This is a genomic window from Streptomyces sp. HUAS MS02 (assembly GCF_055702265.1).
Map to the genome: position 1 here is coordinate 4,502,558 of NZ_CM146747.1, position 25,708 is coordinate 4,528,265.

Sequence of the window (25,708 nt, forward strand, 5' to 3'; positions counted from 1 at the left end):
GCCGGTTTCGAGGGAATCTTTGACACGGTCTTACCAGTTACTTGGCGCTGACACGGTCTTACCGTTACTTGGTGCCGACCACCATGTACTCGGGACCGTCGAGATGGGTGACGGACACCTCGCGAAAGCCCGCCTCGGTGAGCCACGCCTGAGCCTGGGCACCGGTGTAGCCGAGCCCGCCGGCCGACACCAGGGAGACGTTGAGACTGGTCAGCATGCCCGTGGTGTTGCTGCGCCGCTCGTCGTCGATCAGCATCTCGTAGACCAGGAGGGAACCGCCCGGCCGCAGCGCCTCGTACGCCTTGCGGATCAGCATCTGCTTGATGTCCAGGTTCCAGTCGTGCAGGACGTGCCCCATCACCAGGACGTCCCCGGACGGCAGCGGGTCCGTGAAGAAGTCGCCGGCCGCGAACCGGACCCGGTCGGGGAGGCCCACGCCCGCCAGATAGGTCCGGAAGCGGTCGGCGACCTGCGGAAGGTCGAACCCGGTCCCGGTCAGGTGCGGGTGGGCGGCCAGGACATGGCCGAGGAAGGCACCCTCGGAGCAGCCGACGTCGACCACCTCGCGCACCTGGGACCAGTCGAAGGCGGTGGCCAGCGCTTGGTGGGCGCCCAGGCTGAACCCGGTCATCGAGCGGACGAACCCGGTGACCTGCTCGGGGGTGGCGAAGGCCTCGCCGAAGGTGTCGGCCTCGGCGTCCGCCTCCGTGAGTACGGCACCGGAGGCCGTTTCGGCCCCGCCGTCCGCCGCGGCCCGAAGAGCCTCGGAGAAGTCGAGCCGGTCACCGCTGCGCAGCACCGCGGACATCTGGGACCAGGCGGGGAAGGCGGAGTTGAGGTACTCCAGGTAGCCGGAGATGTCCTGGGCGGGCTTGCCCGGGTCCAGGTAGGTGTCCGCCAGTTCCGCGTTGCGGTACACGCCGTCGTCCGAGCGCTCCAGCAGTCCGATGGAGACCAGGACGTCCAGGAAGTCCGGCGCGCCCCGGCCCTTCAGGCCCAGTCGCCCGCACAGTTCCTCGCCACCGAGCGGTCCCTTCGCCAACTCCGCGAAGACCCCCAGCTCCACCGCGCTCAGCAGCGCCTTCGAGGTCCAGAACGCGGTCGCGACAGAGATGATCTCGTGCGGGGACCGACGGCCGTGCGTGCCCGTGTCCGTGTGCGTGCTCATGTGATGACTGCCTTTCGTGAGGGGAGGTCAGATCTGTGTCAGGAGAAGAAGGGTGTGTCAGGAGGCGAGAGGGGTGTGTCAGGAGGTGAGACCCAGGTCCTCGTACACGGCGTCGCCGATGGCGAGGGTGCGCCGCTGGTGCTCGTCCTGGAGCGTCTTGCCGTTGAGGTGGAAGGCGGTGACCAGCCCGGCCGCCGGGTCGGCGAAGACCAGGGACGTCCACAGCCCGTAGTGCCCGAAGGTGCGTGACGAGGCGTGCCTGCTGAAGGAGGTGTACTGCTCGCCGAGGTGGTGGGACTCCACGCGGAAGCCCAGTCCCCAGTCGGCATTGCCGTAGGGGTCGGTCAGGCCCACCCGGTGGCGGGCCGTGATCGCCGTGACGGTCTGCGGGCTCAGCACGCGCCCGCGTGGCCCCTGTCCGTCCGCCAGCAGCATTTCGTACAGCCGCCCGAGATCCCTGATGGGGCCACGGGTGTTGACCCCGAACAGAGGCCGGGTGCAGCTCGCCCGGGTGGCCCACCAGTGCGTCGGCTGGGCGGGCAGCCCGCCGCCGCTGATGTAGAACAGCGGGAGCAGTCCCGCCTCCCAGCCGTACTCCCGTTCACGGAGGACGATCCGGGTGTCGGCCATCCCGCACGGCATCAGGACCTCTTCCGTCAGAAACGTCTCCCAGTCGCGCCCGTCCACCGCGGTGACCACCTCGGCCAGTACGAACCAGGCCCACCAGGGCGAGTAGTTGATCCGCCGGCCGGGTGCCTCCGCGGGGACGGTCATGGTGCGCACCAGCTCCCGGCGCACCTCCACCGGGGCGGCGAGCGCCCCGTGCAGCGGGTCCAGCGCCATGGGGACAGGGGTCGTGTGGGTCAGCAACTGCCGCAGGGTGATGCGCTCCCGGCCGCCGCCGGTGAACCACGGCACGTACGACGCGACGGGCTCGTCGAGCGCCACCAGCCCCCGCTCCCAGAGCCGTCCGAACGCGACCGTTCCGAGCGACTTGGCGGAGCAGTACCACATGGGGCAGGAACTGCGTGTGAACGCCACCCCGGGCCGGGCCTCGCCCAGGGCCACCGAGACCACCGTCCGGGATGGGGCGTGCGAGACATACAGCTGTGCGCCGGGTGTGCTGGTGCCGAGTTCCGCCCGGAGCACGGCCATCGTCCGGGGCAGGATCTCGGCCGCCAGCCGCTGGGCGGCGACCTCGCCCACGGACGGGACGGGGGCGGGCCGGACCGGCCACTCCGGGTCGGCGGGACCGTCCGGCGCGCCCGAGGTAACGGAGCGCAGCCGGGCCACCGTCCCATGCCTGTCCTGCTGGAGAAGCCGGTCGACGAAGAAGACGAACATGTAGGCGCCCTCCAGCCGGAGTGCGCCGTCCTCGAACAGCGCGGTGCGCTGTGCGCCGGTGCCCAGCAGCAGCGTCCTGGCCGCCGCGCGGCCGAGAGCGAGGGTGCAGGTCGGCCGGCCGGTGATCGGCCCCGGGCAAAACCGCAGGGCACCGGTGGCCAGATCGGCGAGGAGTTCCACCTCCTGAACGGTCTCCGGGTGTGCGTCCGTCACACGCAGTCCGATCCGTACGGCCGTCTTCTCGTCCAGCGGCGTGCCCGCGCACTCCGCGTCCGCCGCCGCGAGCCATGCGGGGGAGAACAGCGGGTGCCGGGTTTCCCGGGTCGCCGTGACGGCCCGTGCGTCGGACCGTGCGGTGTCCGGCAAGGCGTCCGTACCGCTCACCGGGACCTCCGCGCCAGGGTGTACCGGACGGTCGACGTGCTGGTCAGGCTGCCGTCCGGGGCGGCCAGCCGAGCCAGTTCGGCGTTCACGGCGGCCTCAGCGGCGGGGCGGGAGTGCTCCGGCACGCCCTCCCAGAACTGACGTCCCGCGGTGGACCACACCCACCGCCACCACTGCTCCGCGTCGGCGAAGCGGGTGACGTACTCCTCCTCGACGGTCTCCACGTCGGTGAAGCCCACCTTGTCCAGCAGGGTGTGGAAGGCGTCGACGGACCGGAAGGGGCTGTTGTCACCGACCGTGTGCCAGGAGGCCGCCCGGCCGTAGGGGGCGCTCGCCTCGAACACCGGTGTCCAGCGCGGATCGCCCGGCCCGAACCAGGAGACCGCCAACCGGCCGTCGGGGCGCAGTAGTTCGTGGTAGCGGGCGGTCGCGAGCTCGGGGTGGGGGAAGAAGAACAGGCAGATTCCGGCGAGTACCGCGTCGAGGGAACCGACCGCAACGGGTACGTCCCGCGCGGAGACCGTCTCCGCGTCGCCCTGTACGGCGTGGGCCCAGGCGAGTCCGAGCCGGGTGATCTCCTCCTGCGCGCGGGCCACCATGCCCGCGGACAGATCGAGTCCGGTCACCTCCCCGTGGACGCCGACCGCGCGGGCCGCGGGCACCAGTACGGCTCCGGTGCCGCAGCCCACGTCCAGGACACGGTGCCCGGGTGCGAGCCGGGCGTGGGCGACCAGCCGCCGGCCGAGCTCCGCGAAGTGGTCCACGCCGACCCGCTCGTAGCTCGGCGCACTGCGGTCGAAGAGCCCGGCCAGCGCCTTTTTCCTGTCCCTTTCCCCCGCTGGTTCGCCCTCTGCTGTCCCGGCCGGCGTCCTGCCCGTGCCGACGCCGGCCGCGTCGGTCGATGTGCTGTTCACGGGATGCTCTCCTCGATGGCGTCGTACGCTGGTGTCTCGACTGTCTTGGTTGTCCCGGTTGTCCCGGCGTCGATCCGCTGGGGCCGGCCGGTCGCGGCGGACGCGTAGACCGCGTTCACCACGGCCACCGCCCGCCGTCCCGCCGCCCCGTCGCTCAGCGGTGGCCGGCCCTCGCGCACCGCGTCGCAGAAGTCCACGAGCTGGTCGCGGTGCGGCTGGTACAGCAGGCCGCAGATGTCGCGGGCGGTGTCGCGCACCAGCGCCGCCGCGTGCTCGGCGGACTGGTCGGCGGCGCCGAACGCCCCGTAGACGGGTGCCTGTTCGCCCTCCGCGGCCAGGTGCAGATAGGCGAGCTCGTCGTCGTCGATGACGACCGAGCCCCGGTCGCCGTGCACCGCCAGGCGGGCGGTACGGCCGGGGTAGGCGCCGGTGGTGGCGAGCAGCGTGCCCAGGGCGCCGCCGGCGAAGCGCAGGGACGCTGTGGCCACGTCCTCCACCTCGATGCCGGGATGGGCGAGGCGCGCGGTGTGCGCGTGCACCTCCACCACCGGGCCGGCCAGCCACTGCACCAGATCCACCGCGTGGATCGCCTGGTTCATCAGCGCGCCGCCGCCGTCCAGGTCCCGGGTGCCGCGCCAGGTTCCGGAGGCGTAGTAGGCCGGGCCGCGCCACCAGGCCAGTTCGGCCGTCGCGGAGGTGATCCGGCCGAGCCTGCCGGTCCGTACCGCCTCGTGGGCGAGCCGGGCGGCCGGGTCGAAGCGGTGCTGCGACACCACACCGAGCACCCGGCCCTGCGCACGGGCCACGGCGATCAGCCGGTCGGCGGCCTCGGGCGTGACATCGACGGGCTTCTCGACCAGTACATGCTTGCCGGCGCGCAGTGCGGCCTCCGCCAGCCCGGCGTGCGTACCGCTCGGGGTGCACAACAGGACGGCGTCCACGTCCGGGCGGGCCAGCAGCCCGGGCACGTCCAGTGCGGCACAGCCGGCCTCCGCCGCCGCCTCCCGGGCCCGGGAGGCGTCCCGGGCGGCGATCGCGGCGAGGCGGGCCCTGCTCGCCAACCGCGGGTCGTCGCGGGTGAGGAGCCGGGCGAGGAAGCCGCCGATCGACCCGCATCCGATGATTCCGAAGGTCAGCACGGCCGCCTCACCCGGCCACGGCCATGGCGTTGCCCAGGTAGTTGGGCAGGGCGGTGAGCCGGCGCTCCTGGTCGTCGAGGTCCACCGGGTACCGCTCGCGGTAGCGGCGGGTGACCTCGCGGACCTCTTCCCAGGTGGCGGGCGCGGTGCCGCCGTTGAGGTCTGCGGCCAGCTGGTCGTAGAGCGGGGTGCCGGGGCGCAGGAACAACTGGTTGATGCCGAACCAGGCCGGGATGTCCGCCGCCCAGTCGACCAGCCAGTCGGAGATGCAGGCATCGTCGTCGGGCAGGCCGAGCAGGACGAAGGCGAAGGGGGTGATGCCCGCGTCCTTCAGCTTGAGCACCGCGTCGCGGATCTGCTGCTCGGTGACCCGCTTGTGCACACCGGTGCCGGCCACCGAGGGGGACTCGGCACCCAGCCACATGCCCTGGCAACCCGCCTCGGCCCACTGCCGGACATCGGTCTTGAGGACGATCTCCGCCCGGGTCTGGCCCACCCAGCCGATGCCCCGGCCCTTGAGCCGTTCGCAGATCTCGCCGTAGAAGGTCTTGTTGATGCCGAAGACGTAGTCGAGGAAGAACAGGAACTCCAGTCCGCCGCGCTGCTGCGCGTCCACCTCGGCCATGACCCGGTCGACCGGGTTGAGCCGCATGCGGGTGCCGAACGGGAGATGGCAGAACGTGCAGCCGTAGGTGCAGCCGCGGGCGGCCATCACCATGCCACAGGTGCCCGGATGCGGCAGGCCGTCCACGATGACCTCGGCCGTGTACCGCTCCAGGGGGACCAGGTCGTAGGCCGGCAACTCCCATTCGTCCAGGTCGAGGTTGGGGTAGGGGCGGGGGCTGTTGCCGACGACGGTGAGGGCCGTAGCCGCGCCGGGGGCCGGCAGGTCCGCGCACAGCACCGGGGCGGTGATCCCGTCCGCGAGGGCCCGGACGCCGTGCACGGTCGCCGAGTCGGCCTCGCCGACCGCCACGTGCTCCACGGCCAGCTCGATGAGGGTGGCGCCGGGCAGCTGAGTGCCGTGCGGGCCGACGGCCATGGTGCGGGCGGCGGGGAAGTGCTGCCGGGCCCGGTCCACGGCGGCGCGGACCGGGTCGAGGTCCAGCGGGTAGCACTGGGCTCGGTCGGCGATGGCCGTGGAGATCACCAGCAGGTCGGGCGCCTCACCGTTCGAGGGCGCGTCCTGCAGCCGCTGGTCCCAGACGGTGACGGTGTGCCCGTCGGCTCGCAGTCGGCCGGCCGCGGTCAGGACGTCCAGCGGGACCTGGATGAAGAACCGGTCGAATCGGTTGGTGGGAATCACCAGACAGATACGCATGGGGAAGGAGAACCTCACAGACGGACGGGGGGCGTGTCGGCCGGAAGCCGGCGGAAGACAGGCGGTGTGTGGGAGGAACGGGCCGCCTCGGCCAGCAGGTTGATGCGTGACACCCCGCGCAGGTCGAGGCCGGGCGGGCCGTACGGCTGCGCCAGCAGGGCGGCGACCGACCAGCGCAGGGCGTTGTCCAGCGGGGAGTCGTGGACGAACCACTCGCGCCGCAGGTCGGGTCCGGTCGCGGTCAGCCAGTGGGTGTTGCGCGGCAGCCGGGTGCCCTGCGGGAGGGTCACCGGATCCAGGGCCAGACCGAACCGGACCGGTCCGGCGTCGACCTCGACATAGCGCTGCCGGCTCTCGTCGGGCGTGACCGGCCGGTCGAACCAGCCCGGCACCGGCACCTGATCGGCGGCCGCCTCGGGGCCCACCACCGTGGAGTACAGCTCGACGGCGACCCCGCGGACCTCCGCGACCTCGTGTGCGGCGGTGCTGACCAACTCGGGGTCGGTCGCCACGCGCAGCCGGTCCGGGTCGGGGTCGGCGGCCAGGTAGGCGTCGAAGGACTCCGGCGGCAGGACCCCGCGCAGCACGGCCAGCATGTGCAGCCACTCGTAGCCGAACACACCGTGGTCCCGGTCGACGAACCGGCCGGCCGCGATGTCCGCCCGCCGGTCCTTGCCGAACCCGACGCGCACGGCCCGCAGCGGGTGCTGGGGGGCCAGCTCCCGCAGCAGCGAGCGCAGCAGGACCATCGACGTGGCGTGCCGGTACTGGTCCATGACGACCAGCCGGGCCTCGGGGTGGGCCGCGAGCAGCGCGGTGATCCGCGGGATCTCCCGGGCGCGGCACAGCGGTTTCTCCACCAGCAGCCGGGCCGCGGGGTCCGCTTCCAGGACAGCCGCGACGGTGTCCACGTGCGTGGCGGTCGGCGAGCACACCGACCAGACGTCCACGGCACGGTGCCGCGCCGCCGCGTCGATCCGGTCGAACGCCCGCACCCCGGGCGGCGGGGTGACGGCGGCCGGGTCGACCACGCTGAGGGCGAAGCCGAGGTCGCCGAGCAACCCCAGGTGCAGGCGGCCGGCCGCGCCGTGACCGACGACGCAGACATGTGCTCCCGACGCGTGCGGTGCCTCGGGACGGCCGGAGGCCTCGGGCGCCGTCATCGGGTCTCCGGGTCCGTGCCGTCCTGCGCCGGGGCGGCCGGGCGGCGGCTGCCCGAGGCGAGGTACTGCTCGTAGTACGCGGCGAACAGGCCGGCCTCGTCGATCACCTGGTCGACGGGCTCCAGGTGGAGCCCGGGACCCAGCCTGTCCGCCTCGCGGCACAGCAGCCTGGCGGCGATCAGGGTGCCCGCCCGATAGGCGTCGTAGCCCCGGTTGGCGATGCCCTCGTACTCGAACAGGTTGAGCGAACGGCCGTCGCCGAGGAGGGTCGCCGTGGTGCCGGTGGGCAGGGTGTAGCGCACCCCGACGTGCGGGATCTCGGTGGAGGCGAGCCCCTCGAACCCCTCGCTGAGCAGACTGAAGTCCTTGGTGGCGAACCCCGCCAGGTACACCCCGTCCGGCAGCAGCGGCAACTCCTCGTGGGTGAGGGCGAGTTCACCGGTGTTGCCGATGACCAGGAAGGGGGAGTGCGCGCGCAGCGCCTCGGCCGTGCTGGTGTAGGTCTCGTAGCCGTGTTCGGCGGCTGTGATCAGCGCGAGCATGTCGGTGTCCACCACGGCGACCCGGACGCCCTGGGAGCGCAGATAGTGCGCCACGCGCGCGCCCAGCGTGCCGAAGCCGAGCAGCAGCACATGCCTGCCGAGGAACTTCTCGCCGGGCAGGATGGCCCTCAGTCGGCGGACGCAGGAGTCGGCGATCTCGTGATAGCCGAGCATGGTTTTCAGCCGGGAGCGCGCCATGTTCAGGACGGGCACGGTCAGTTCGCCCGGTGCGTTCGCGATGCGCTTCAGGCCGCTGACGGTCAACTCCAGCGCGCCGTCGATGTGTTCGTCCAGTACGCCGTCGGCGCCATAGCCCTGGGCGAGCAGTCCGCCGTCGTCGATCACCAGGACCTTGCGTCCCGAGGCGTGTGCCTCGCGGATGAACTGGTCCACCTGTTCGTTGACGGCGAGGGCGTAGGCGCGCTCCGCCGTGTCCGCCGAGCCGTTGATGACCGAGTTGTCGAGGATGTCGCTGCGGTATCCGCGGTGCAGGAACCAGGCATGCACCCGGTCCCGGTGCAGGGTCCGGTCGCCCTTGGAGAGCGCGAAGATCCACTTCGGGTCGATCCCGGCACGCTCCATGCCGAGCAGGAAACCGACACTGTTCTCCACGTAGTGGTCGCGGAAGATCAACGCCCAGTCACGGAAAGCCGGTTCCTCAGTCGCGTACCGGTCGACCAGGGGCATGCCCCGGACGATCGAGTCGGTCTCCGCGTCGGTGTAGCACTGCCCGCGCAGCCGTACGGCCCGCACCAGCCGGTCGAAGACGGCCTCGGCCTGCACGGAGAGCGCTCCGGCGGCCGCGACCAGCACCTGGGTACGGGCAGCCGGCGGGTCGACGGCGTCCAGGGTGCCGGGGGCCGGGTCCGCGACCGCCCGGCTGCGGATGCACACCGGGGTGCCGTCGAGAACAAGCCGGTATTCACCGCTGCTTGGTTTACCGGCCTCCTCGAGTTCCTCGACCGGTATTCCCTCTCCGCGCAGCACCGAGAGCACGGCGTCGAGCAGGTCGGCTGTCGCCATCCGGCCGTCGATGATTTCATATCGACCATCCAGAGAATATGCGAAGGCCCCATCCTCGACTGCGACACCCAATGATTCGCCCGCAGAAAACTCCATGTACTCGACCTCTTCTTGTGCGTCGTTCCGGTCATCACCTGCAGAGCCATGCGAAAGCCTACGAAGCACAGGCGGAAGCCCCCACCCCCTACAACCCCTACGAACCCCTATCCGGAGGTGGAGCTTCCGGATGCCGCCCTTATCTCTGCTTCACTTACGAAAATTCCGTGGCGGCGGATGCCGATGGACGTCTGCCACGGGTTTTGAGAGCTCTGGTGACTTCGATTAAGTTCGACGCGATCTCATAAAGAATTGAGCAACGGTAGGCAAAATGACTGAATTCAAGAGTTCGGCGACCGGCCCTTCGGACGGTATTGCCGGAGCGTCCCGCGAACTGTGCCCGCTGGAGGCGTTCTACCTGGTCCCGCGCACCCGGGTCGTCCTGGCCTCGGTGCTCCACGGCGACCTGGACGGAGACCGCCTCGCCGAGGCGTTCGCCGCCAAGGTGGCCCAGCACCCCTCGCTGCGCTGCCGGGTCGTCACGGAGGGCGCTGTCCCCGTCTTCCGGCCGCTCGACCCGGCCGAGAACCCTGTCCTCGCCCTACGGCCGGACGCCCCAGGGGCACTTGAGGACGAATGGAACGAGCCGCTGCCGACGGTCGGGCCCCTCATCCGAGCCACGCTGCTGAGCACCGGGAAGCAACACACCCTGGTGCTGTGCGCAGATCACCTCGTCTGCGACGGCCGGAGTCTGTTGGCGCTGCACGCCGGAATCTGGCACACGTACAGCGACCTCGTCGAAGGACGTCCCGCCACGGTGCGCCCGTCGGGCACGCTGCCGCCTCCCCTCTCGCAGCTCCTGCCGCCGGCCCGTCCCGAGGACGTCGAGGAGTACGCCACCCGACTCGTCGAGCAGGTCCGCCGACGACCCGTCTCCGCGCTGCCCTACGAGGCAGAGCGCGCCGACCGCCCGCCGAGCTCTGTCCGCGTCCGCCGCGCCCTTCTCGAACCCGACACCACCGCGAGCCTCCTGAAGCGGGCCGGGGAGGCGGGTGCGTCGCTGCACGGCCTCGTCAGCGCTGCCATGCTGCTCGCCGTCAGGCACAGACTGGACCGCGACATGGGGCCGCTGACGCTGGGCTGTTCGTCCCCGATCGACCTGCGCGGGCGGCTGCGCCCGCGCCCGGCGGTGGAGGCCATGCTCCCGGCGGTCACCTCCTGCACGGGCCTGGTCGCGGTGGACAGGGACACCGATCCGCTGGCGCTGGCCCACGCGGTCACCGATCACCTGCGCGGGATCGTCAGACGGGGTGAGCATGTGCACCAGGCGCGTCTGCTGGCGCACGTCGCCGACCGTCCCGAGCTGATGGCGTCGACAGTCCTGTCGAGCAGCGTGGGGGCCATCCCCGCTCCGCGGTTGCCCGCCGGTCTGCGTCTGGCCGACCTGCGTGGGATCATCGCGCTCGATCACTACTTCCCCGAGGCCGGCCAGGGCCCCGTACTGGGACTGACCCTCGGATTCGAGGGCCGGATCGCCGTCGAACTCCCCTACAGCCCCGAGTGCTTCAGCGACGAGCAGATCGAGGAGGTCAGGGACGGGGTCCAGGATCTGCTGACGACCTGGGCCACCGTGGGCTGGTGACGCGGCGACAGACACCACTGCGCGGGGAGCCGGCGGCACGATGTGTGTTCGTTGCCGGCGAAGGCGGTCGTGGGGCACGGCTGTTGCTGCCATGGTGTGCCGATGAATACGACACCGGACGGACGGCCCATCCCACCCGCGCATGCTGACGAGCGCGCCATGCTGGAGGCATGGCTGGACTTTCACCGTGCAACTCTTGCCCTGAAGTGTTCGGGCCTCAAGGATGATCAGTTACGGCTTGCTGCAGTGTCACCCTCTTCGATGACGCTGCTCGGTCTCGTTCAGCACGTGGCTGAGGTGGAACGCAACTGGTTCCAGCGTGTATTCGCAGGTGAGGACGTGCCGCCGGTCTTCGGGGAGAACAACGTCGACGGCTATGCGCTCCGGCCGGACCGAGGGCTCGACGAGGCGACGGCTGCCTGGCAGGCCGAGGTTGCCCGAGGCAGTGAGCTGATCGCTGACGCGTCACTGGACGATTCCGGCCGCCTCTCCGAACAGGAAGCGGGTTTCGTCGGCGATCAGGGGGTCTCCCTGCGCTGGATCTTGGTGCACATGATCGAGGAATACGCACGTCACAACGGTCATGCTGATCTCATTCGCGAGCAGATCGACGGAGTCACCGGCGCATGAGACATGCTTGCGCGGTCGCGAGTACGGCGCAAGCACCCGGCTCCGGCTCTCAGCGGGAGGCGGTCTGCTCAGCCAGGGCCTTGGTGTGGGCTAGGGCCTGTTGCGAAAGTGGCGTCGTCGCCCGAAGGGCGGCCGCGCGGCGTCCGGTGCGTGCTCTCGGCGTGCCGCCCTAAAGCCCTCGTACTGGGTGTACTCGGGCTTTAGGGCGGTGCGGCGAGAGTGCGTGCCGGGCGTCGCACGGCAGGCGCCACTTTCGCAACAGGCCCTAGGCGGTAGGACTCCGTGCCGGTCCGGATGATGGCGCCGTTGCAGAAGGCCCGCAGGCTCTTCTCGCGGGGGAAGGCCGCGGCCCTGATGCGGCGTTCGGACCTGCGTCGGGCCCGGTCCTCGCACTCGGCCATCAGCAGCTCGACGAGGAAGGCCCGATACGACATCGAAGGGCACCCCCTTCTCGTCGGCAATGGCAGACCAGTCGGGCCCGGTTCGGCGTAACTCTCCAGATGCCGGCGGAGCTCCCGGCGGGGGTGCAGGTTCGAGCTGATGGCGCGTGGCTGTGCGCCGACAGCGCTGGTCGTCTCAGACTCGTATCCGGTTGGGGTCCGTGGTGTGCTCGACGCCTGGGGCCGTGCGCCACAGTGCGGCCGAGAGCCACATCAGGATGCCGCCGACCAGGACGTGCAGCCCGCTGGTGAGCAGGGAGTCGGGCAGCGCGGTCAGGAACGCGAACAGCGGCAGAACCACGGCGTACCCCCACGACGGCACCCTCGGCAGGACCCGGGCGCGGATCATGACCGCCCCGAACAGGGCGCAGCCCACGGCGAAGACGGCCGCGGAACCGATGAGCGCGGGGATGGTGGGGCCGGTCAGGGTCTCGTCGACGACATCCTCGTCCAGGTAGAAGATCACCAGGTTCGACGCGAACGCGGCACCGCCGAACAGGCCGAGGCCGATGAGGTTCACGGGCGCGGCGATCTTCCCGAGGCTCCCAGCGACAGGGCCCTGGCGCAGATGCAGCGCGGTGAGCAGTGGCAGGGCGAACGCGGGGGCGAGGGCGAGCGGGACGCTGGTGGCCGAGGTCTCCCCGGTGAACGCCTCGACCAGGCCGGGCACGGCGATCAGCAGGCCGGACAGCGCCCCGCACAGGGCGCCGACGCGAAATGTCGATGAGATGGAGGAGATGGAGGAGTTGACGGATGAGGGCATGGGGCTGCTCCGGTTGCTCGGACGGTGGGTGCGTGGGTGGGTGGTTGGTTGGTTGTCCAGAGCCGTTGACTGCAGGCTCGAACGGTGAGCACCTGCTCGTACAGCCGGTCCGGGTGGCAACGGTAGGAAGAAGCCGGTCGGCGCCGGGAGGTGAAGGACGTCGGGCATCGGCGTCCGGAAGTCACCGTCTTCCGGACGGCACCGTGGCGTTCGGCACATGCCGTCGGGTCTGACCCGGCCGTGATGTGCCCGGCGGTGCCCCAAGGCGGTCGTGCTCGGCCTAGCCTGGCGGCAACGGGTGAGGGGGTGCGCATGGTGGTGTATGCGCCCGTGCGATGGGTGCCGCCGCTGCTGTACGGGGTCGTACTGGTGGGTGGTCTGTACTCCGCGGTGGCCGGCCTGGATGACCGCTCAGGGCCGACGGCCTGGCGGGCGGGCGGCTTCGTCACCGCGATCGGTGCGCTGTTCGCCCTGGAGGCGGCCGGACGCCGTTGGCCCGCTGCTCCGGTACCGCTGCTGCTGGCCCGCTGCACCCTGATCGCGGCGGTGGTGCTGCTGGACGCCTCGGGACTGTCCCAAGTCCTGTTCGTGCTGCTGCCGTTCACCGCCTACTTCGCCTTCGGGCGCACAGCCGCGCTGGCGCTGGGCACGCTGTGTCTGGCCGGGCTGCTCAGCACCTACCTGCTGACCGCGCCCGGCTGGTACCGCGACCAGGAGCATGTGTCGGACCTGTTGATGCTCTGCGTCGGGCTGGTGCTGGCGATCTCGATGGCGGCGGTGGCTGTCGGCGAGCAGCGCGCACGGCTCGAACTTCAGGCGTACGCCGCGCGAGTCGCCGAACTGTCCGCCGCAGCCGAGCGCAACCGGCTGGCGCGGGACATCCACGACAGCCTCGGTCACCATCTCACCGCGATGTCCGTGCAGTTGGAGATGGCCTCGGACTTCAGAAGCCTGGACCCCGACGCGGCCCGGCATGCGCTGGAAGAGGCACGGCGATCGGTGCGGCTCGCGCTCGGCGATGTACGGCAGTCGGTGCGCGCCCTGCGGGACGAGCCGACGCGCCCCACGCTGTCGGCGGCGCTCACCGCGCTGGCGCAGGACGGCACGGCACGACCGCGGGTCGCTGTCGAGGTGAGCGGCGACGAGGACGGCTGGGGCACGGTCGAGCTGACCGCGCTGTACCGGGCCGCGCAGGAGGCCGTCACCAACGCGCGCCGCCATGCGCGGGCCGCACAGGTGACCGTCGTGGTCCAGTTGGCCGGGGACGCCGCGCGGCTGGAGGTGACGGACGACGGCCGCGGCTTCGCACCGCACACGGACACCGCCGGATTCGGGCTGCTCGGCATGAAGGAGCGGGTACATCTGGTGGCGGGGAGCGTCGACATCGACAGCAGCCCGGGCGCCGGCACCCGGGTGACGGTCACGCTCCCGCGCGGGGCGACGGCGAAGTCCGGGTGGACGGGGAGGCAGTGACATGAGCGACGAGGAGCCGGAGCAGGCGCCGCCCGTGCGGGTGCTGGTGGTGGACGACCAGCGGCTCATCCGGGACGGCATCGCCTCCCTGCTGTCCATCCGGCCGGGCATCGAAGTGGTCGGCACCGCCGTGGACGGCCGGGACGCCGTGGCGAAGACGCTGCAACTCGGTCCGGATGTCGTGCTCATGGACGTCCGGATGCCGGAGATGGACGGTGTCGAGGCGGTCGCCGTCCTGCGCGACCGGGCGCCGGGGTGCCGGGTGGTGATGCTGACGACGTTCGACGACGAGGAGTACGTCGTGCAGGCACTGCGGGCCGGAGCGCACGGGTATCTCCTCAAGGATCTGCCGGCCGAGGAACTCGCACACGCGGTCCGTCTGGCGCATGCGGGCGTCACCCAGCTCGACTCGTCCGTGGCCCGCCATCTGACCGCCTTCCTGCCGCGTTCCGGCCCCGCCGCCAAGGCTCCCGCCGTCTCCCTCAGCCCGCGCGAGACGGACATCCTGCGGCTCGTGGCACAGGGGCACACCAACCGGGAGATCGCCGCGCGGCTGTACCTCAGCGAGGGCACGGTCAAGAACCACGTCTCCCGCATCCTGGGCCGACTCGCCCTGCGCGACCGCACCCAGGCGGCGCTCCGTGCCCGGGACCTCGGCCTGTTGTGATCGCGCGCAAGACGTCGAGGACATGTGCCTGCTCGTCGGCCGGGTGCCGGTCGACGACCGTGCCTACGACTGTGCCTACGACCGCGCCTGGCAGGTGCAGGAGGTCCGTGAACAGACCGAGAGCGAGTGCCGGCCGTTCCGACCGCACACTACTGCGCGAGCGCGCCGCCGCTACCGGCCGTACGAAGTCCGCCGAAACGGCGACCCCTTCTCGCCGACGAAGACCGGGCCGTCAGGCCCCTTCCCGGTGAACCGAGCGAGACGCCGCCTCACCTCCTCGTACGGGAAGGCCAGGAGAACCACGGCTTGCACACACCAACGCATCGGCTTGGTCGGGCCTGCCTGCCTGCCGCAGGCTCCGGGCCGAGCCCGGAGAACCCCGACCCGAGTACGTCCCCGAGGGCGCACCACTGACTCTGCGTCGTCCGGCAGCGGTGGCCGAACTGCAGGTCCTGCACCCGAAGGACGTCAGGCTCTCGGGTCGAGGCCCCGGACTTGCCTCAAGCGGGCCGGAGATCCCGAAGGTGATCCAGCCGGCCTGGGGGACACCGGCTGCTCGGCGGCTTCTTCATCCGGTCGTCGTCACGCCGGGTCGATGCGGGAGACGCTGCCACGCAGGTCGAGCACGTACAGCTCGCCCTTGCCTCCCTGCACGAACGAGACGACCCGGCCGCCGTCGACTCCGAGGTTGCTCACGCCGGTCACCTCGCCGTTCTCCATCCGCAGAGCACGGAGGGTGCCGTCGCAGTAGTCGCTGAACACGTACTGCCCCTTGAGGTCCGGGATCGCCTCGCCTCGGTAGACGTATCCGCCGGTCACCGAGCAGCCGGCCCCGCTGCGGTCGTACTCGTAGACCGGCGGTACGTGGTTCGCGGGCTCCGTGCCGCCCCGATAGGGATGGTTGCCCTCCATCTGGGACCAGCCGTAGTTCTCGCCACCCTTGCTGGTGGCCGGGGCCCAGTCGATCTCCTCCCAGGCGCTCTGGCCGACGTCCCCGATCAGCAGGTCGCCCGTGCCCGCGTCGAAGGAGAACCTCCACGGATTGCGCAACCCGTACGCCCAGATCTCGTCCTTCGCGTTCGGGTCGTCCACGAACGGGTTGCCCGGCGGGATCGCGTAGGGCTTGCCGCCTCTCGGGTCGATCCGCAGCAGCTTGCCGAGCAGCGTGCCGAGGTTCTGCCCGTTGCCGTGCGGGTCGCCGGCCGAGCCGCCGTCACCGAGCGCGATGTAGAGGTAGCCGTCGGGGCCGAACGCGATGTCGCCGCCGTTGTGGTTCGCGTAGGGCTGTGTCTGGGTGAGGACGGTGCGCCGGGTGCCCGGCTGGATCCTGCCGTCCCGCACCGCGAACTCGTCGACGGTGCTGGTGCCTTGGAGGTTCGTGAACGAGATGTAGAAGTGCGCGAACTCCTTGTCGAACGCGATGCCCAGCAGGCCACGTTCGCCGTTGGTGGTGGTCTCGCCGGATATGTCGATGACAGGCTGGCCGAGCCCCTCATCGCCCAAGACCCTTACCCTGCCCGCGCGTTCGGCTATCCAGACCGTGCCGCCGGGACCGGCGGCGCCGGCGGACGGATTCTGGGCCGTGGCCACTTTGTTGAGCACGACCTTCGCTGCCTGACGTGGGGCGCTCAGCTCGTCGGCGGACGCCGTGGTCAAAGCGAGGGAAGCGACGAGGCAGAGGGTGCCGATGATCGCCGAGCTTCTGGTGCGAACTTTCACCGTGATCCTCCTGGAGGCGGCGAACGGGGGAGAGCACCCGGCGGCCAGGGACAGAGACAGGTGGGTGTCGTCCACACCGACGCGCATACGTGGGGGGTGGGGGGATGGCGCGCTACTGGCCACAGGTGAGGCTACCGGGGCAGGGGTTGTTGAAATAGACCACACTCCGCCACCCCTTTACGGCCTCGAAGCCGCTCGTCGCATCGCCGCCGGATGCACCAACGACGAAATCGCCGCACGACCGCACAGGGAAGCGACACCACGGACACGTTCCTCGGCCGTTGCGCGGCTCCGTGCCCCGGCGTGCCCGTAAAGGCGGCCGACCACGGTCAACAGGAGTGCGATCCGACCGGCACAGCGACTTCTGCGCAGGGCGTCTGTGCGGGGCGTCTGTGCGGGGCGTCTGTGCAGGGCAGAGCCAAAGGGGCCAGTCAAGCGCCGTCTCAGGTCTACCCTGCCGACCATGCCCTCCATCTACCGCAGCCCGGCGGACCGGCGACGTGTACGGGACTGGTGTCTCGAACGGCTCGACAGCTGGGACGTGCCGCACCGACGCGGAGAGATCAGGACGGAGGCCGGGGTCACCGGCGTGCTCCTCGTCGGCCCGGAACCGGTGGCGGCCTCGCCGACGGTGGTGCTGGTGCCGGGGACCAACACCAACGGTGCCGTCTGCCGCCATCTGGCCGGGGCGCTCGCGGCACGCCGGCCGACCGTCGTACTCGACGTGCCCGGCCAGCCCGGTCTGAGCGCGGACGTCCGCCCACGCCGGGGACGGTCCGCGTGGTACGGGCGATGGCTCACCGAGGCGTTGGAGCAGACGGTGCCGGGGGCGGCCCTGCTCGTCGGGCATTCGCTGGGGGGCGCCGTCGTACTGGCCTCCGACTCCCCGCGCATCGCCGGGCGGTTGCTGCTCTCCAGTGCGGGGCTGGTGCGCCTGCGGGTCCCCATGGGTGTGGTGGCGGCCACCGTCCCATGGCTCGCCCGGCCGACTCCGCCGAGGACCGCCCGGCTGCTGCGTCGGATGACGGCCTCCGACGGGCGGGTGCCGGACGAACTCACGGAGTGGATGACGCTGGTCGCCCGCAGCTGCCGCAGCAGTCTCGCCCCTCCCCCGCTGCCGCCCGAGCTGCTGGCGCAGCGCCGGTCGGTGCCGTGCGTCGTGGCCACGGGTCGCCATGACGTCTTCCTGCCGCCCAGGTACATCGGACCGGCCGCCCAGCGGCACCTCGGCGCCCGGTTGCACGTCATGGACGACTCGGGTCACCTGCTGCTGGACGAGTCTCCCGACGAGGTCGTCGCCCTGGTGGAGCGGGCCATGGACTCGGCGCACGGCAACACCGCGTAGGGGGGCGGAACCCGTGGTCAGCCCTGGAACATCGGTCCCGTCGTGCGCCCGGACCGGACCAGGACCGGATCGCCCTGCCCGCTGCCGGGCTCGCCCCGTTCGTCGTGGCGCTCGCCCTGGTGCCGTTCCGCCCGCACATGACGTCCGCGAACCCGGCGCTGATCCTGGTCGCAGTCGGGAGGGTTTCGGGAAGGTCAGGTCTCGAAGCGGTAGCCCATGCCCGGTTCGGTGATCAGGTAGCGGGGGTGGGCCGGGTCCGCTTCGAGTTTGCGCCGGAGCTGGGCCATGTACACCCGAAGGTAGTTCGTCCTCGTGGCGTACGCCGGGCCCCAGACCTCCTGGAGGAGTTCCTGCTGTGTCACCAGGCGGCCGGGGTTGCACACCAGGATCTCCAGCAGGTGCCATTCCGTGGGGGTGAGCCGGATGTCGCGGCCGGCGCGGACGGCCTTCTTGGCCAGCAGGTCGACCGTGAAGTCGTCGGTCGTCACCACGGTCGCCCCGCGCGCCGGAGGTACGGTTTCGGTGCGGCGGACGGCGGCTCGCAGCCGGGCCAGCAGCTCGTCCATGCTGAACGGTTTGGTGATGTAGTCGTCCGCGCCCGCGTCGAGAGCGGCGACCTTCTCCTCCGAGGCCCGGCGCGCGGACAGGACCAGGATGGGGGTCCTGGTCCAGCCGCGCAGCGCCTTGATCACCTCGACGCCGTCCATGTCGGGCAGCCCCAGGTCGAGGACCACGGCATCGGGCCGGCGGGCGGCGGCGAGCCGGAGGGCCGAGGCGCCGTCGGGCGCCGCGTCCACCCCGTACTCACGGGCCCGCATGTTGATCACGAGGGCTCGTACGAGCTGTGGATCGTCCTCCACCACCAGCACCCGGGTCATCGGTGTGCGGCCTTCCTGTCTTCGGTGGACGGGGTGAGGCGTTCGGAGCCGTGACCCGGGCCGTTCGGTCGGCGAGGGTTGTCGTCCCACCCCCGGTCGTGGTCCCTTCCGCCGGGGGCCATCAGGTGCCGGCCAGCTTCCTGAGCGCGATGTTCAGTTCGAGGACGTTGACGCGCGGCTGGTCCAGGAAGCCGAGCGTGCGGCCCCGGGTGTGGTCGTCGACCAACTTCCGGACCTGGGCGACGCCCAGCCCGTTGGCCTCGGCGACCCGCTCGACCTGGATGTCCGCGTACGCGGGCGAGATGTCCGGGTCGATGGCGGAGGCGGAGCCGGTGACCGCGTCGACGGGCACCTCGGACTCGGGGACGCCGTTGAACTCGGCGACCTGCTTCTTCGCCGCCCTCACGTCCTTGACCAGGGTCGGGTCACTGGCGCCGAGCTGGCCGGAGCCGGTGGCCAGCGGGTCGTAGCCGCTGTGGGAGGGGCGGCCCTGGAACCACTTGGGGTCGGGCTTGTCGGTGCCCGGCAGGTTCCAGCTCTGCCCGATCAGCTTCGAGCCGACCTCCTTGCCGTCGACCTCGACCATCGAGCCGTTCGCCTTGTCGTGGAACGCGGCCTGCCCGATGCCGGTGACGACCAGCGGGTAGAGGATGCCGGTCACCACGGTGAGGACGAGCAGCATGCGCAGCGCCGCCCACAGCAGCCGCGCGGTGTTCACCACAGAAGTGTTCATGTCCTTCACCCGATCCCGGGGATCAGCGAGATGAGTACGTCGATGAGCTTGATGCCGATGAACGGGGCGACGAGCCCGCCCAGTCCGTAGATGCCGAGGTTGCGGCGGAGCATCCGGTCCGCGCTCGTCGGCCGGTACCGCACGCCGCGCAGGGCGAGCGGCACGAGGGCGATGATGATCAGCGCGTTGAAGACGACCGCGGAGAGGATCGCCGACTCCGGCGAGGCCAGGCCCATGATGTTGAGTTTGTCGAGGGAGGGGTAGGCGACGGCGAACATCGCCGGGATGATCGCGAAGTACTTCGCGACGTCGTTGGCGATGGAGAACGTCGTGAGCGCGCCCCGGGTGATGAGGAGTTGCTTGCCGATCTCGACGATCTCGATCAGCTTGGTCGGGTTGGAGTCGAGGTCGACCATGTTGCCGGCCTCCTTCGCCGCCGACGTGCCGGTGTTCATCGCGACGCCGACGTCCGCCTGGGCCAGCGCGGGCGCGTCGTTGGTGCCGTCGCCGGTCATCGCGACGAGCTTGCCGCCCGCCTGCTCGCGCTTGATGAGGGCCATCTTGTCCTCGGGCGTGGCCTCGGCGAGGAAGTCGTCGACCCCGGCCTCGTCCGCGATCGCCTTGGCGGTGAGCGGGTTGTCACCCGTGATCATGATCGTCCTGATGCCCATGCGGCGCAGCTCCTCGAACCGCTCCCGCATGCCGTCCTTGACGACGTCCTTGAGGTGGATGACCCCGAGGACGCGAGCGCCCCGGTCGTCCTGGACGGCGACCAGCAGCGGCGTACCGCCCGCCGCGGAGATCCGGCTCACGATCCCGTCCGCGTCCTCGGCCACCGTGCCGCCCTGTTCCCGCACCCAGGCGACGACCGAACCGGCCGCGCCCTTGCGGACCCTGCGCCCGTCCACGTCCACGCCCGACATACGGGTCTGGGCGGTGAAGGTGACCCACTCGGCGTGCGCCAGCTCGCCCTGGTGCCGCTCGCGCAGCCCGTACTTCCCCTTGGCCAGGACGACGATCGAGCGGCCCTCGGGCGTCTCGTCGGCCAGCGACGACAACTGGGCCGCGTCGGCGACCTCGGCCTCCGTGGTGCCCGCGACCGGGACGAACTCCGACGCCTGCCGGTTGCCCAGCGTGATCGTGCCCGTCTTGTCGAGCAGCAGCGTCGACACATCACCGGCGGCCTCGACCGCCCGCCCCGACATGGCGAGCACATTGCGCTGCACCAGCCGGTCCATGCCCGCGATACCGATCGCCGACAGCAGTGCGCCGATCGTGGTCGGGATCAGGCAGACCAGCAGGGCCGTCAGCACGATCATCGAGGTCTGCCGGTCGGCGCCCGCGTAGATGGCGAACGGCTTCAAGGTGACGGTCGCGAGCAGGAAGACGATGGTGAGCGAGGCGAGAAGGATGTTCAGGGCGATCTCGTTCGGCGTCTTCTGCCGTGCGGCACCCTCGACCAGGTTGATCATGCGGTCGATGAAGGTCTCACCGGGCTTCGTCGTGATCTTGATGACGATGCGGTCGGACAGCACCTTCGTACCGCCCGTGACAGCACTGCGGTCACCGCCGGACTCCCGGATGACCGGGGCCGATTCACCGGTGATGGCCGACTCGTCGACGGAGGCGACTCCCTCGACGACGTCACCGTCGCCCGGGATGATGTCGCCGGCCTCGCAGACGACCAGGTCGCCGACCTTCAACTCCGTACCGGGCACGCGCTGTTCGGTCTCCCCGACAAGGGTGCGGGCCACGGTGTCGGTCTTGGCCCTGCGCAGGGTGTCGGCCTGCGCCTTGCCACGGCCCTCGGCGACCGCCTCCGCCAGGTTGGCGAAGACGACGGTCAGCCACAGCCAGACCGTGATGGTCCAGCCGAACCAGTCGCCCGGATTCCTGACCGCCAGCACGGTGGTGACGACCGAGCCGACCAGCACCACGAACATCACGGGTGACGTGACCATCACCCGCGGATCGAGCTTGCGGAAGGCGTCCGGCAGCGACCGCACCACCTGCTTGGGGTCGAACAGGCCGGCCCCGACACGGCCCTCGGGCTGTCTGTGCCCGGTGGGTGCGTCCTGGTGCGGTGCCCGGCTCGGGGTGACCGTGGACATCGGGTCCTCTTGCTTCCTGGTCTCGGTGGTCATGTCGCCAGCCCCTCGGCGAGCGGGCCCAGCGCAAGGGCCGGGAAGAACGTCAGACCAGTGATGATCATGATGGCTCCGACCAGCAGGCCGGTGAACAGCGGCTTCTCCGTGCGGAGCGTGCCCGCCGTCTCGGGAACGGGCTTCTGCTCGGCGAGCGAGCCCGCCAGCGCCAGCACGAACACCATCGGCAGGAATCGGCCGAGCGCCATGCACAGGCCGAGCATCGTGTTGTGGTACTCGGTGTTCGCGGCGAACCCCGCGAAGGCGGAGCCGTTGTTGTTGGAAGCGGACGTGTAGGCGTACAGGACCTCGGAGAAGCCGTGCGCCCCGATGTTGGTCATCGACGACTCGCCCTTGCCCAGCGCCATCGCCAGCGCCGTGCCGATCAGCACCAGGGCCGGGGTGATCAGGATGTAGCAGGCGGCCAGTTTGATCTCGCGGGTGCCGATCTTCTTGCCCAGGTACTCGGGGGTACGGCCGACCATGAGACCGGCGATGAACACCGCGATGACGGCCATGATCAGCATGCCGTAGAGGCCGGAGCCGACCCCGCCGGGCGCGATCTCGCCGAGCATCATGCCGAGCAGGAGCACTCCGCCGGACAGCCCTTGGAAGGAGTCGTGGAAGGAGTTGACCGAGCCCGTCGAGGTCATGGTCGTGGAGACCGCGAACAGGGAGGACGGGCCCTCGCCGAAGCGCTGCTCCTTGCCCTCCATCGAACCGCCCGCGATCTGCGAGGCGGCGCCCGGGTGCGCGAACTCGATCCAGGTCACCGCGACCACGGCGAGGAACCAGATGATGCCCACCGCCGCGACGATCGCGTAGCCCTGCTTGACGTTGCCCACCATCTTGCCGAAGGTGCGCGGCAGCGAGAACGGGATCACCAGGAGCAGGAAGATCTCCAGCAGGTTGGTGAAGCCGTCCGGGTTCTCGAACGGGTGGGCGGAGTTCGCGTTGAAGAAGCCGCCGCCGTTCGTGCCCACGTCCTTGATGGCCTCCTGCGAGGCCACCGCCCCCGGGCTGATGGCCTGCTTGTCGCCGGTGAGCGTGGTGAGGGTGTGGATGTCTCCGAAGTTCTGGATGACACCGGCGGCGATCAGCAGCACCGCCGCGACCACGGACAGCGGCAGCAGGATGCGGATGACACCGCGCACCAGGTCCGCCCAGAAGTTGCCCAGGTCACCGGTACGGGACCGGGCGAAGCCCCGCACGAGCGCGACGGCGACGGCCATCCCGACGGCCGCCGAGACGAAGTTCTGCACGGCCAGCCCGGCGGTCTGGGTGACGTGGCTCATGGCCGCCTCACCCGAGTACGACTGCCAGTTGGTGTTCGACACGAACGACACGGCCGTGTCGAACGCCTGGTCCGGGGTGATCGCCTTGAAGCCGAGCGACAGCGGCAGCTTGTCCTGGACGCGCTGGAGAACGTAGAGGAACAGCACGCTCACCGCGGAGAAGGCCAGGACCCCGCGCAGATACGCGGGCCAGCGCATGTCCGCGTCCGGGTTCGCGCCGACCGAGCGGTAGATCCACTTCTCGACACGCAGGTGCTTCTCGGAGGAGTAGACGGCGGCCATGTAGTCGCCGAGGGGACGGTGCACCAGGGCGAGCGCGCCGATGAGCGCGGTCACCAGGAGCACGTCGGCGAGGACGGGACTCATGGGCGTGCTCAGAACCTCTCCGGGAAGATCAGGGCGAGGACGAGATAGCCCAGGAGGGAGACAGCCACGACCAGACCCGCGATGTTCTCGGCGGTCACAGCTTCGTCACCCCCTTGGCGACGAGAGCCACGAACGCGAACACCGCGACAGTGGTGAGAACGAAGGCCACGTCGGCCATCGCGAGCTCCTCGAAGAGGTTCGGACAAGAACGGACCTCTCGAGGAAACCTCTCTTTCCGGCGTACTCGGCCGTCCTTGACGCCTCCCTGACGGCGGCGCTGACGCCTTTGACGCATCCCATACGGGCGGATCGACCAGACCCCGCAGCCCGGCCCGGCCCAGCCCAGCTCGGCTCGGCCCAGCTCGGCTCCGCTCCGCTCAGCTCGGCTCCGCTCAGCTCAGCTCAGCTCAGCTCGGCGAAGGTCTCCACCGCGTGGGTCTTGCCGGTGACCACGATGACGTCGCCCTTCTGGACGACCGTGTCGGCGGTGGCGTACGTGAAGTCCTCACCGGGGCGCTTGATGCCGACGACCGTGACGCCGTACCGACTGCGGACGTGGCTCTGCCCGAGGGGGACGCCGGTGGCGATGTCCGGGGCGACGGTCTTCACCAGGGCGTAGTCGTCGTCGAACTCGATGAAGTCCAGCATCCGGCCGGTGACCAGGTGCGCGACCCGTTCGCCCATCTCGTGCTCGGGCAGGACGACGTGGTGGACGCCGAGGCGTTCGAGGATCTGGCCGTGCTGGCGGCTGATGGCCTTGGCCCAGATGTTGGGCACCTCGGCCTCCAGCAGGTTGGAGCTGACCAGGATGGACGCCTCGACGTCGGTGCCGATGCCGACGACGGCGCTGGTGAAGTCGTGCACGCCGAGCTGGCGGAGCACCTCGGGGTCGGTGCAGTCGGCGACCGCCGAGTGGGTCAGTCCGTCGCTGTACTTCTGCACGAGCCGGGTGTCGGTGTCGATGCCGAGGACGTCCCAGCCGCGGTGCATCAGCTCGTTGGCCAGGGAACTGCCGAAGCGGCCGAGGCCGATGACCGCGACCCGCTGGTCCCCGGCGTGCTGGGTGGTCTGGTGGGCCAGGCGCTTGCGGCGGCGTCGGCGCAGGGAGTGCAGGTAGTTAACCAATGACGGGTCGCTCCTCGGGCAGTTCGTAACGGCGGACGCGTTCGCGCAGGGCCAGCGCCGAGACCAGGGTGACCGGGCCGAGGCGGCCGATGAACATGAGCAGGACGAGAATCAGCTGTCCGGCGTCGGGGAAGTCGGCGGTGATGCCGGTGGACAGCCCGACCGTGGCGAAGGCGGAGACGACCTCGAACAGCACTCCTTCCAGGGGCAGCGAGGTCATGCTGAGGAGGGCGAGCGTGGCGGCCATGACCAGGCCGACGCCGAGCAGCACCACGGTCAGCGCCTGGCGCAGGCTGTGCGGGGCGAGCCTGCGGCCGAGGACCGTGGAGTTGGGTTCGCCGCGTACCTCGGCGATGATCGCGACAGCCAGTACCGCGAACGTGGTGACCTTGATGCCGCCCGCGGTACCCGCGCTGCCGCCGCCGACGAACATCAGCATGCACGTCATGAGGAGTGTGGAGGCGTGCATGGCCCCGATGTCGAGGGAGTTGAAGCCGGCGGTGCGGGTCATCGTGGAGTGGAAGAACCCGTTCAGCAGCTTCGCGGGCCAGTCGTGCGACCCGAGGGTGGCCGGGTTGGTCCACTCCAGCAGACAGGTGAGCAGGGTGCCGACGGCCAGCAGCACGACGGTGGTGACGAGCGTCAGCCTGGTGTGCAGGGTCCAGTTGCGGCGTCCGGTGGTGCGGTGGCGGTTGCGGTGGCGGAGCAGTTCCAGGAGGACGGGGAAGCCGAGCCCGCCGAGGATCACGGCGCCGGCGATCGGCAGGGTGACCCAGGGGTCCTGGGCATAACGGGTCAGGCTGTCGGCGTGCAGGCCGAAGCCGGCGTTGTTGAACGCCGACACGGCGTGGAAGTAGCCCAGGTACACGGCCTCGCCGATGGAGTCGCCGTAGCCGAAGCGGAAGCGCAGGGAGAGGACCGCGCCGACCGCGAGTTCCACGATCAGCGTCGTGCCCGCGACGCCGAGCAGCACCCGCCGCACGTCACCGATGTCCAGGCTCTTGGTCTCCGCCTGCGCGGTGAGCTGCAGTCGCAGCCGCAGCTTCCCGGAGACCAGCAGCGCGAGCAGGGAGGCCATGGTCATGATGCCGAAGCCGCCGACCTGGATCAGCGCGAGGATCACGCCCTCGCCGAAGCCGCTCCAGTACGTGCCGGTGTCCACCACGGCCAGACCCGTCACGCAGACGGCCGAGGTGGACGTGAACAGCGCGGTCACCAGCCCGGTGGCCGTACCGTCCTCGGCGGCGACCGGCAGCGCGAGCAGCCCGGTCCCGAGGGCGGTCACGGCGGCGAAGGCCAGCACGACCGTACGGGCCGGGTGCGCGGTCGACAGCGACCTGCGCGGATGCGCGGTACGTCTCGCCACGGCTCCCCTTCTGCGTACGCCCCGCCCGTCGAGGATGGGTACGGACTTGGTGCGGAGCCCATCGCACCCCGCGCGGCCGTCACCCTAT

At 70.6% G+C, this 25,708-nt stretch carries 21 protein-coding genes and 1 pseudogene; 5 read left to right on the forward strand and 17 right to left on the reverse strand.

The features are described from left to right. Positions 1-64: 64 nt before the first annotated feature. The 7 genes from ACZ9QC_RS19345 to ACZ9QC_RS19375 form a co-directional block, all read right to left on the reverse strand. The gene (locus ACZ9QC_RS19345) at positions 65-1,168 is read right to left on the reverse strand and encodes a methyltransferase (RefSeq protein WP_472921261.1); all 1,104 of its coding nucleotides are present in this window, start codon (positions 1,166-1,168) and stop codon (positions 65-67) included. Between the two features lie 78 nt (positions 1,169-1,246). Next, positions 1,247-2,896 (reverse strand): serine hydrolase domain-containing protein, encoded by a 1,650-nt coding sequence (locus ACZ9QC_RS19350; RefSeq protein ID WP_472921262.1) that lies wholly within the window; start codon positions 2,894-2,896, stop codon positions 1,247-1,249. Next, the gene (locus ACZ9QC_RS19355; RefSeq protein WP_472921263.1) at positions 2,893-3,810 is read right to left on the reverse strand and encodes a class I SAM-dependent methyltransferase; all 918 of its coding nucleotides are present in this window, start codon (positions 3,808-3,810) and stop codon (positions 2,893-2,895) included. Before ACZ9QC_RS19355 ends, ACZ9QC_RS19350 begins: the two co-directional genes overlap by 4 nt. Then, positions 3,807-4,949 (reverse strand): Gfo/Idh/MocA family protein, encoded by a 1,143-nt coding sequence (locus tag ACZ9QC_RS19360; RefSeq protein WP_472921264.1) that lies wholly within the window; start codon positions 4,947-4,949, stop codon positions 3,807-3,809. Before ACZ9QC_RS19360 ends, ACZ9QC_RS19355 begins: the two co-directional genes overlap by 4 nt. Before the next feature lie 7 nt (positions 4,950-4,956). Beyond that, positions 4,957-6,270, reverse strand: coding sequence for a B12-binding domain-containing radical SAM protein (locus ACZ9QC_RS19365; protein ID WP_472921265.1), 1,314 nt, complete (start codon positions 6,268-6,270; stop codon positions 4,957-4,959). Between the two features lie 14 nt (positions 6,271-6,284). Beyond that, the gene (locus ACZ9QC_RS19370; RefSeq protein ID WP_472921266.1) at positions 6,285-7,433 is read right to left on the reverse strand and encodes a Gfo/Idh/MocA family oxidoreductase; all 1,149 of its coding nucleotides are present in this window, start codon (positions 7,431-7,433) and stop codon (positions 6,285-6,287) included. Then, positions 7,430-8,998 carry a Rossmann-fold NAD(P)-binding domain-containing protein gene (locus ACZ9QC_RS19375; RefSeq protein ID WP_472921267.1) on the reverse strand — a complete coding sequence of 523 codons (1,569 nt, stop codon included), beginning with the start codon at positions 8,996-8,998 and terminating at the stop codon, positions 7,430-7,432. Before ACZ9QC_RS19375 ends, ACZ9QC_RS19370 begins: the two co-directional genes overlap by 4 nt. A 367-nt stretch (positions 8,999-9,365) precedes the next feature. On the opposite strand from ACZ9QC_RS19375, the gene ACZ9QC_RS19380 reads away from it, so the two are divergent. Together ACZ9QC_RS19380 and ACZ9QC_RS19385 are read left to right on the forward strand one after the other, a co-directional pair. Then, complete coding sequence (locus ACZ9QC_RS19380) at positions 9,366-10,676, forward strand: phthiocerol/phthiodiolone dimycocerosyl transferase family protein (protein ID WP_472921268.1); 1,311 nt, start codon at positions 9,366-9,368, stop codon at positions 10,674-10,676. 102 nt (positions 10,677-10,778) lie between these two features. Further along, entirely contained in the window at positions 10,779-11,306 is a 528-nt protein-coding gene (locus tag ACZ9QC_RS19385) for a DinB family protein (protein WP_472921269.1), read from the forward strand. A gap of 311 nt (positions 11,307-11,617) precedes the next feature. Here ACZ9QC_RS19385 and ACZ9QC_RS19390 read toward each other — a convergent pair. Both ACZ9QC_RS19390 and ACZ9QC_RS19395 read right to left on the reverse strand, forming a co-directional pair. Further along, positions 11,618-11,773, reverse strand: a pseudogene (locus ACZ9QC_RS19390) (AAA family ATPase); the annotation flags it as partial. A gap of 109 nt (positions 11,774-11,882) precedes the next feature. Continuing rightward, positions 11,883-12,509, reverse strand: a complete 627-nt coding sequence (locus ACZ9QC_RS19395; RefSeq protein ID WP_472921270.1) for a hypothetical protein — start codon at positions 12,507-12,509, stop codon at positions 11,883-11,885. 312 nt (positions 12,510-12,821) lie between these two features. Here ACZ9QC_RS19395 and ACZ9QC_RS19400 point away from each other — a divergent pair, with 312 nt between their 5' ends. Together ACZ9QC_RS19400 and ACZ9QC_RS19405 are read left to right on the forward strand one after the other, a co-directional pair. Continuing rightward, entirely contained in the window at positions 12,822-13,982 is a 1,161-nt protein-coding gene (locus tag ACZ9QC_RS19400; protein WP_472921271.1) for a sensor histidine kinase, read from the forward strand. Position 13,983: 1 nt separating this feature from the next. Beyond that, positions 13,984-14,649: a response regulator gene (locus ACZ9QC_RS19405; protein WP_472921272.1), complete on the forward strand. Its 666-nt coding sequence runs from the start codon at positions 13,984-13,986 to the stop codon at positions 14,647-14,649. Between the two features lie 582 nt (positions 14,650-15,231). Here the strand turns inward: ACZ9QC_RS19405 and ACZ9QC_RS19410 are convergent. After that, positions 15,232-16,368 (reverse strand): PQQ-dependent sugar dehydrogenase, encoded by a 1,137-nt coding sequence (locus ACZ9QC_RS19410; protein WP_472921273.1) that lies wholly within the window; start codon positions 16,366-16,368, stop codon positions 15,232-15,234. 463 nt (positions 16,369-16,831) lie between these two features. Between ACZ9QC_RS19410 and ACZ9QC_RS19415 the strand changes: the two genes are divergently transcribed. Beyond that, positions 16,832-17,713 (forward strand): alpha/beta fold hydrolase, encoded by an 882-nt coding sequence (locus tag ACZ9QC_RS19415; RefSeq protein ID WP_472921274.1) that lies wholly within the window; start codon positions 16,832-16,834, stop codon positions 17,711-17,713. 194 nt (positions 17,714-17,907) lie between these two features. Here ACZ9QC_RS19415 and ACZ9QC_RS19420 read toward each other — a convergent pair whose 3' ends face one another. The 7 genes from ACZ9QC_RS19420 to ACZ9QC_RS19450 all read right to left on the reverse strand — a co-directional run bounded on the left by ACZ9QC_RS19420 (position 17,908) and on the right by ACZ9QC_RS19450 (position 25,620). Then, positions 17,908-18,591, reverse strand: a complete 684-nt coding sequence (locus ACZ9QC_RS19420) for a response regulator (protein ID WP_472921275.1) — start codon at positions 18,589-18,591, stop codon at positions 17,908-17,910. Between the two features lie 121 nt (positions 18,592-18,712). Continuing rightward, positions 18,713-19,324 carry a potassium-transporting ATPase subunit KdpC gene (gene kdpC, locus ACZ9QC_RS19425; RefSeq protein ID WP_472921276.1) on the reverse strand — a complete coding sequence of 204 codons (612 nt, stop codon included), beginning with the start codon at positions 19,322-19,324 and terminating at the stop codon, positions 18,713-18,715. Positions 19,325-19,329: 5 nt separating this feature from the next. Next, positions 19,330-21,468: a potassium-transporting ATPase subunit KdpB gene (kdpB, locus tag ACZ9QC_RS19430; protein WP_472921277.1), complete on the reverse strand. Its 2,139-nt coding sequence runs from the start codon at positions 21,466-21,468 to the stop codon at positions 19,330-19,332. Continuing rightward, positions 21,465-23,129 (reverse strand): potassium-transporting ATPase subunit KdpA, encoded by a 1,665-nt coding sequence (gene kdpA, locus ACZ9QC_RS19435; RefSeq protein WP_472921278.1) that lies wholly within the window; start codon positions 23,127-23,129, stop codon positions 21,465-21,467. The genes kdpB and kdpA overlap by 4 nt, the downstream gene beginning before the upstream one ends. Positions 23,130-23,137: 8 nt before the next feature. Next, on the reverse strand, positions 23,138-23,227 hold the full coding sequence (kdpF, locus tag ACZ9QC_RS19440) for a K(+)-transporting ATPase subunit F (protein ID WP_060894084.1): 90 nt from the start codon (positions 23,225-23,227) through the stop codon (positions 23,138-23,140). A 304-nt stretch (positions 23,228-23,531) separates the two neighbouring features. After that, positions 23,532-24,254: a potassium channel family protein gene (locus ACZ9QC_RS19445; RefSeq protein ID WP_472921279.1), complete on the reverse strand. Its 723-nt coding sequence runs from the start codon at positions 24,252-24,254 to the stop codon at positions 23,532-23,534. Further along, positions 24,247-25,620, reverse strand: a complete 1,374-nt coding sequence (locus ACZ9QC_RS19450) for a TrkH family potassium uptake protein (protein ID WP_472921280.1) — start codon at positions 25,618-25,620, stop codon at positions 24,247-24,249. The genes ACZ9QC_RS19445 and ACZ9QC_RS19450 overlap by 8 nt, the downstream gene beginning before the upstream one ends. Between the last annotated feature and the right edge of the window lie 88 nt (positions 25,621-25,708).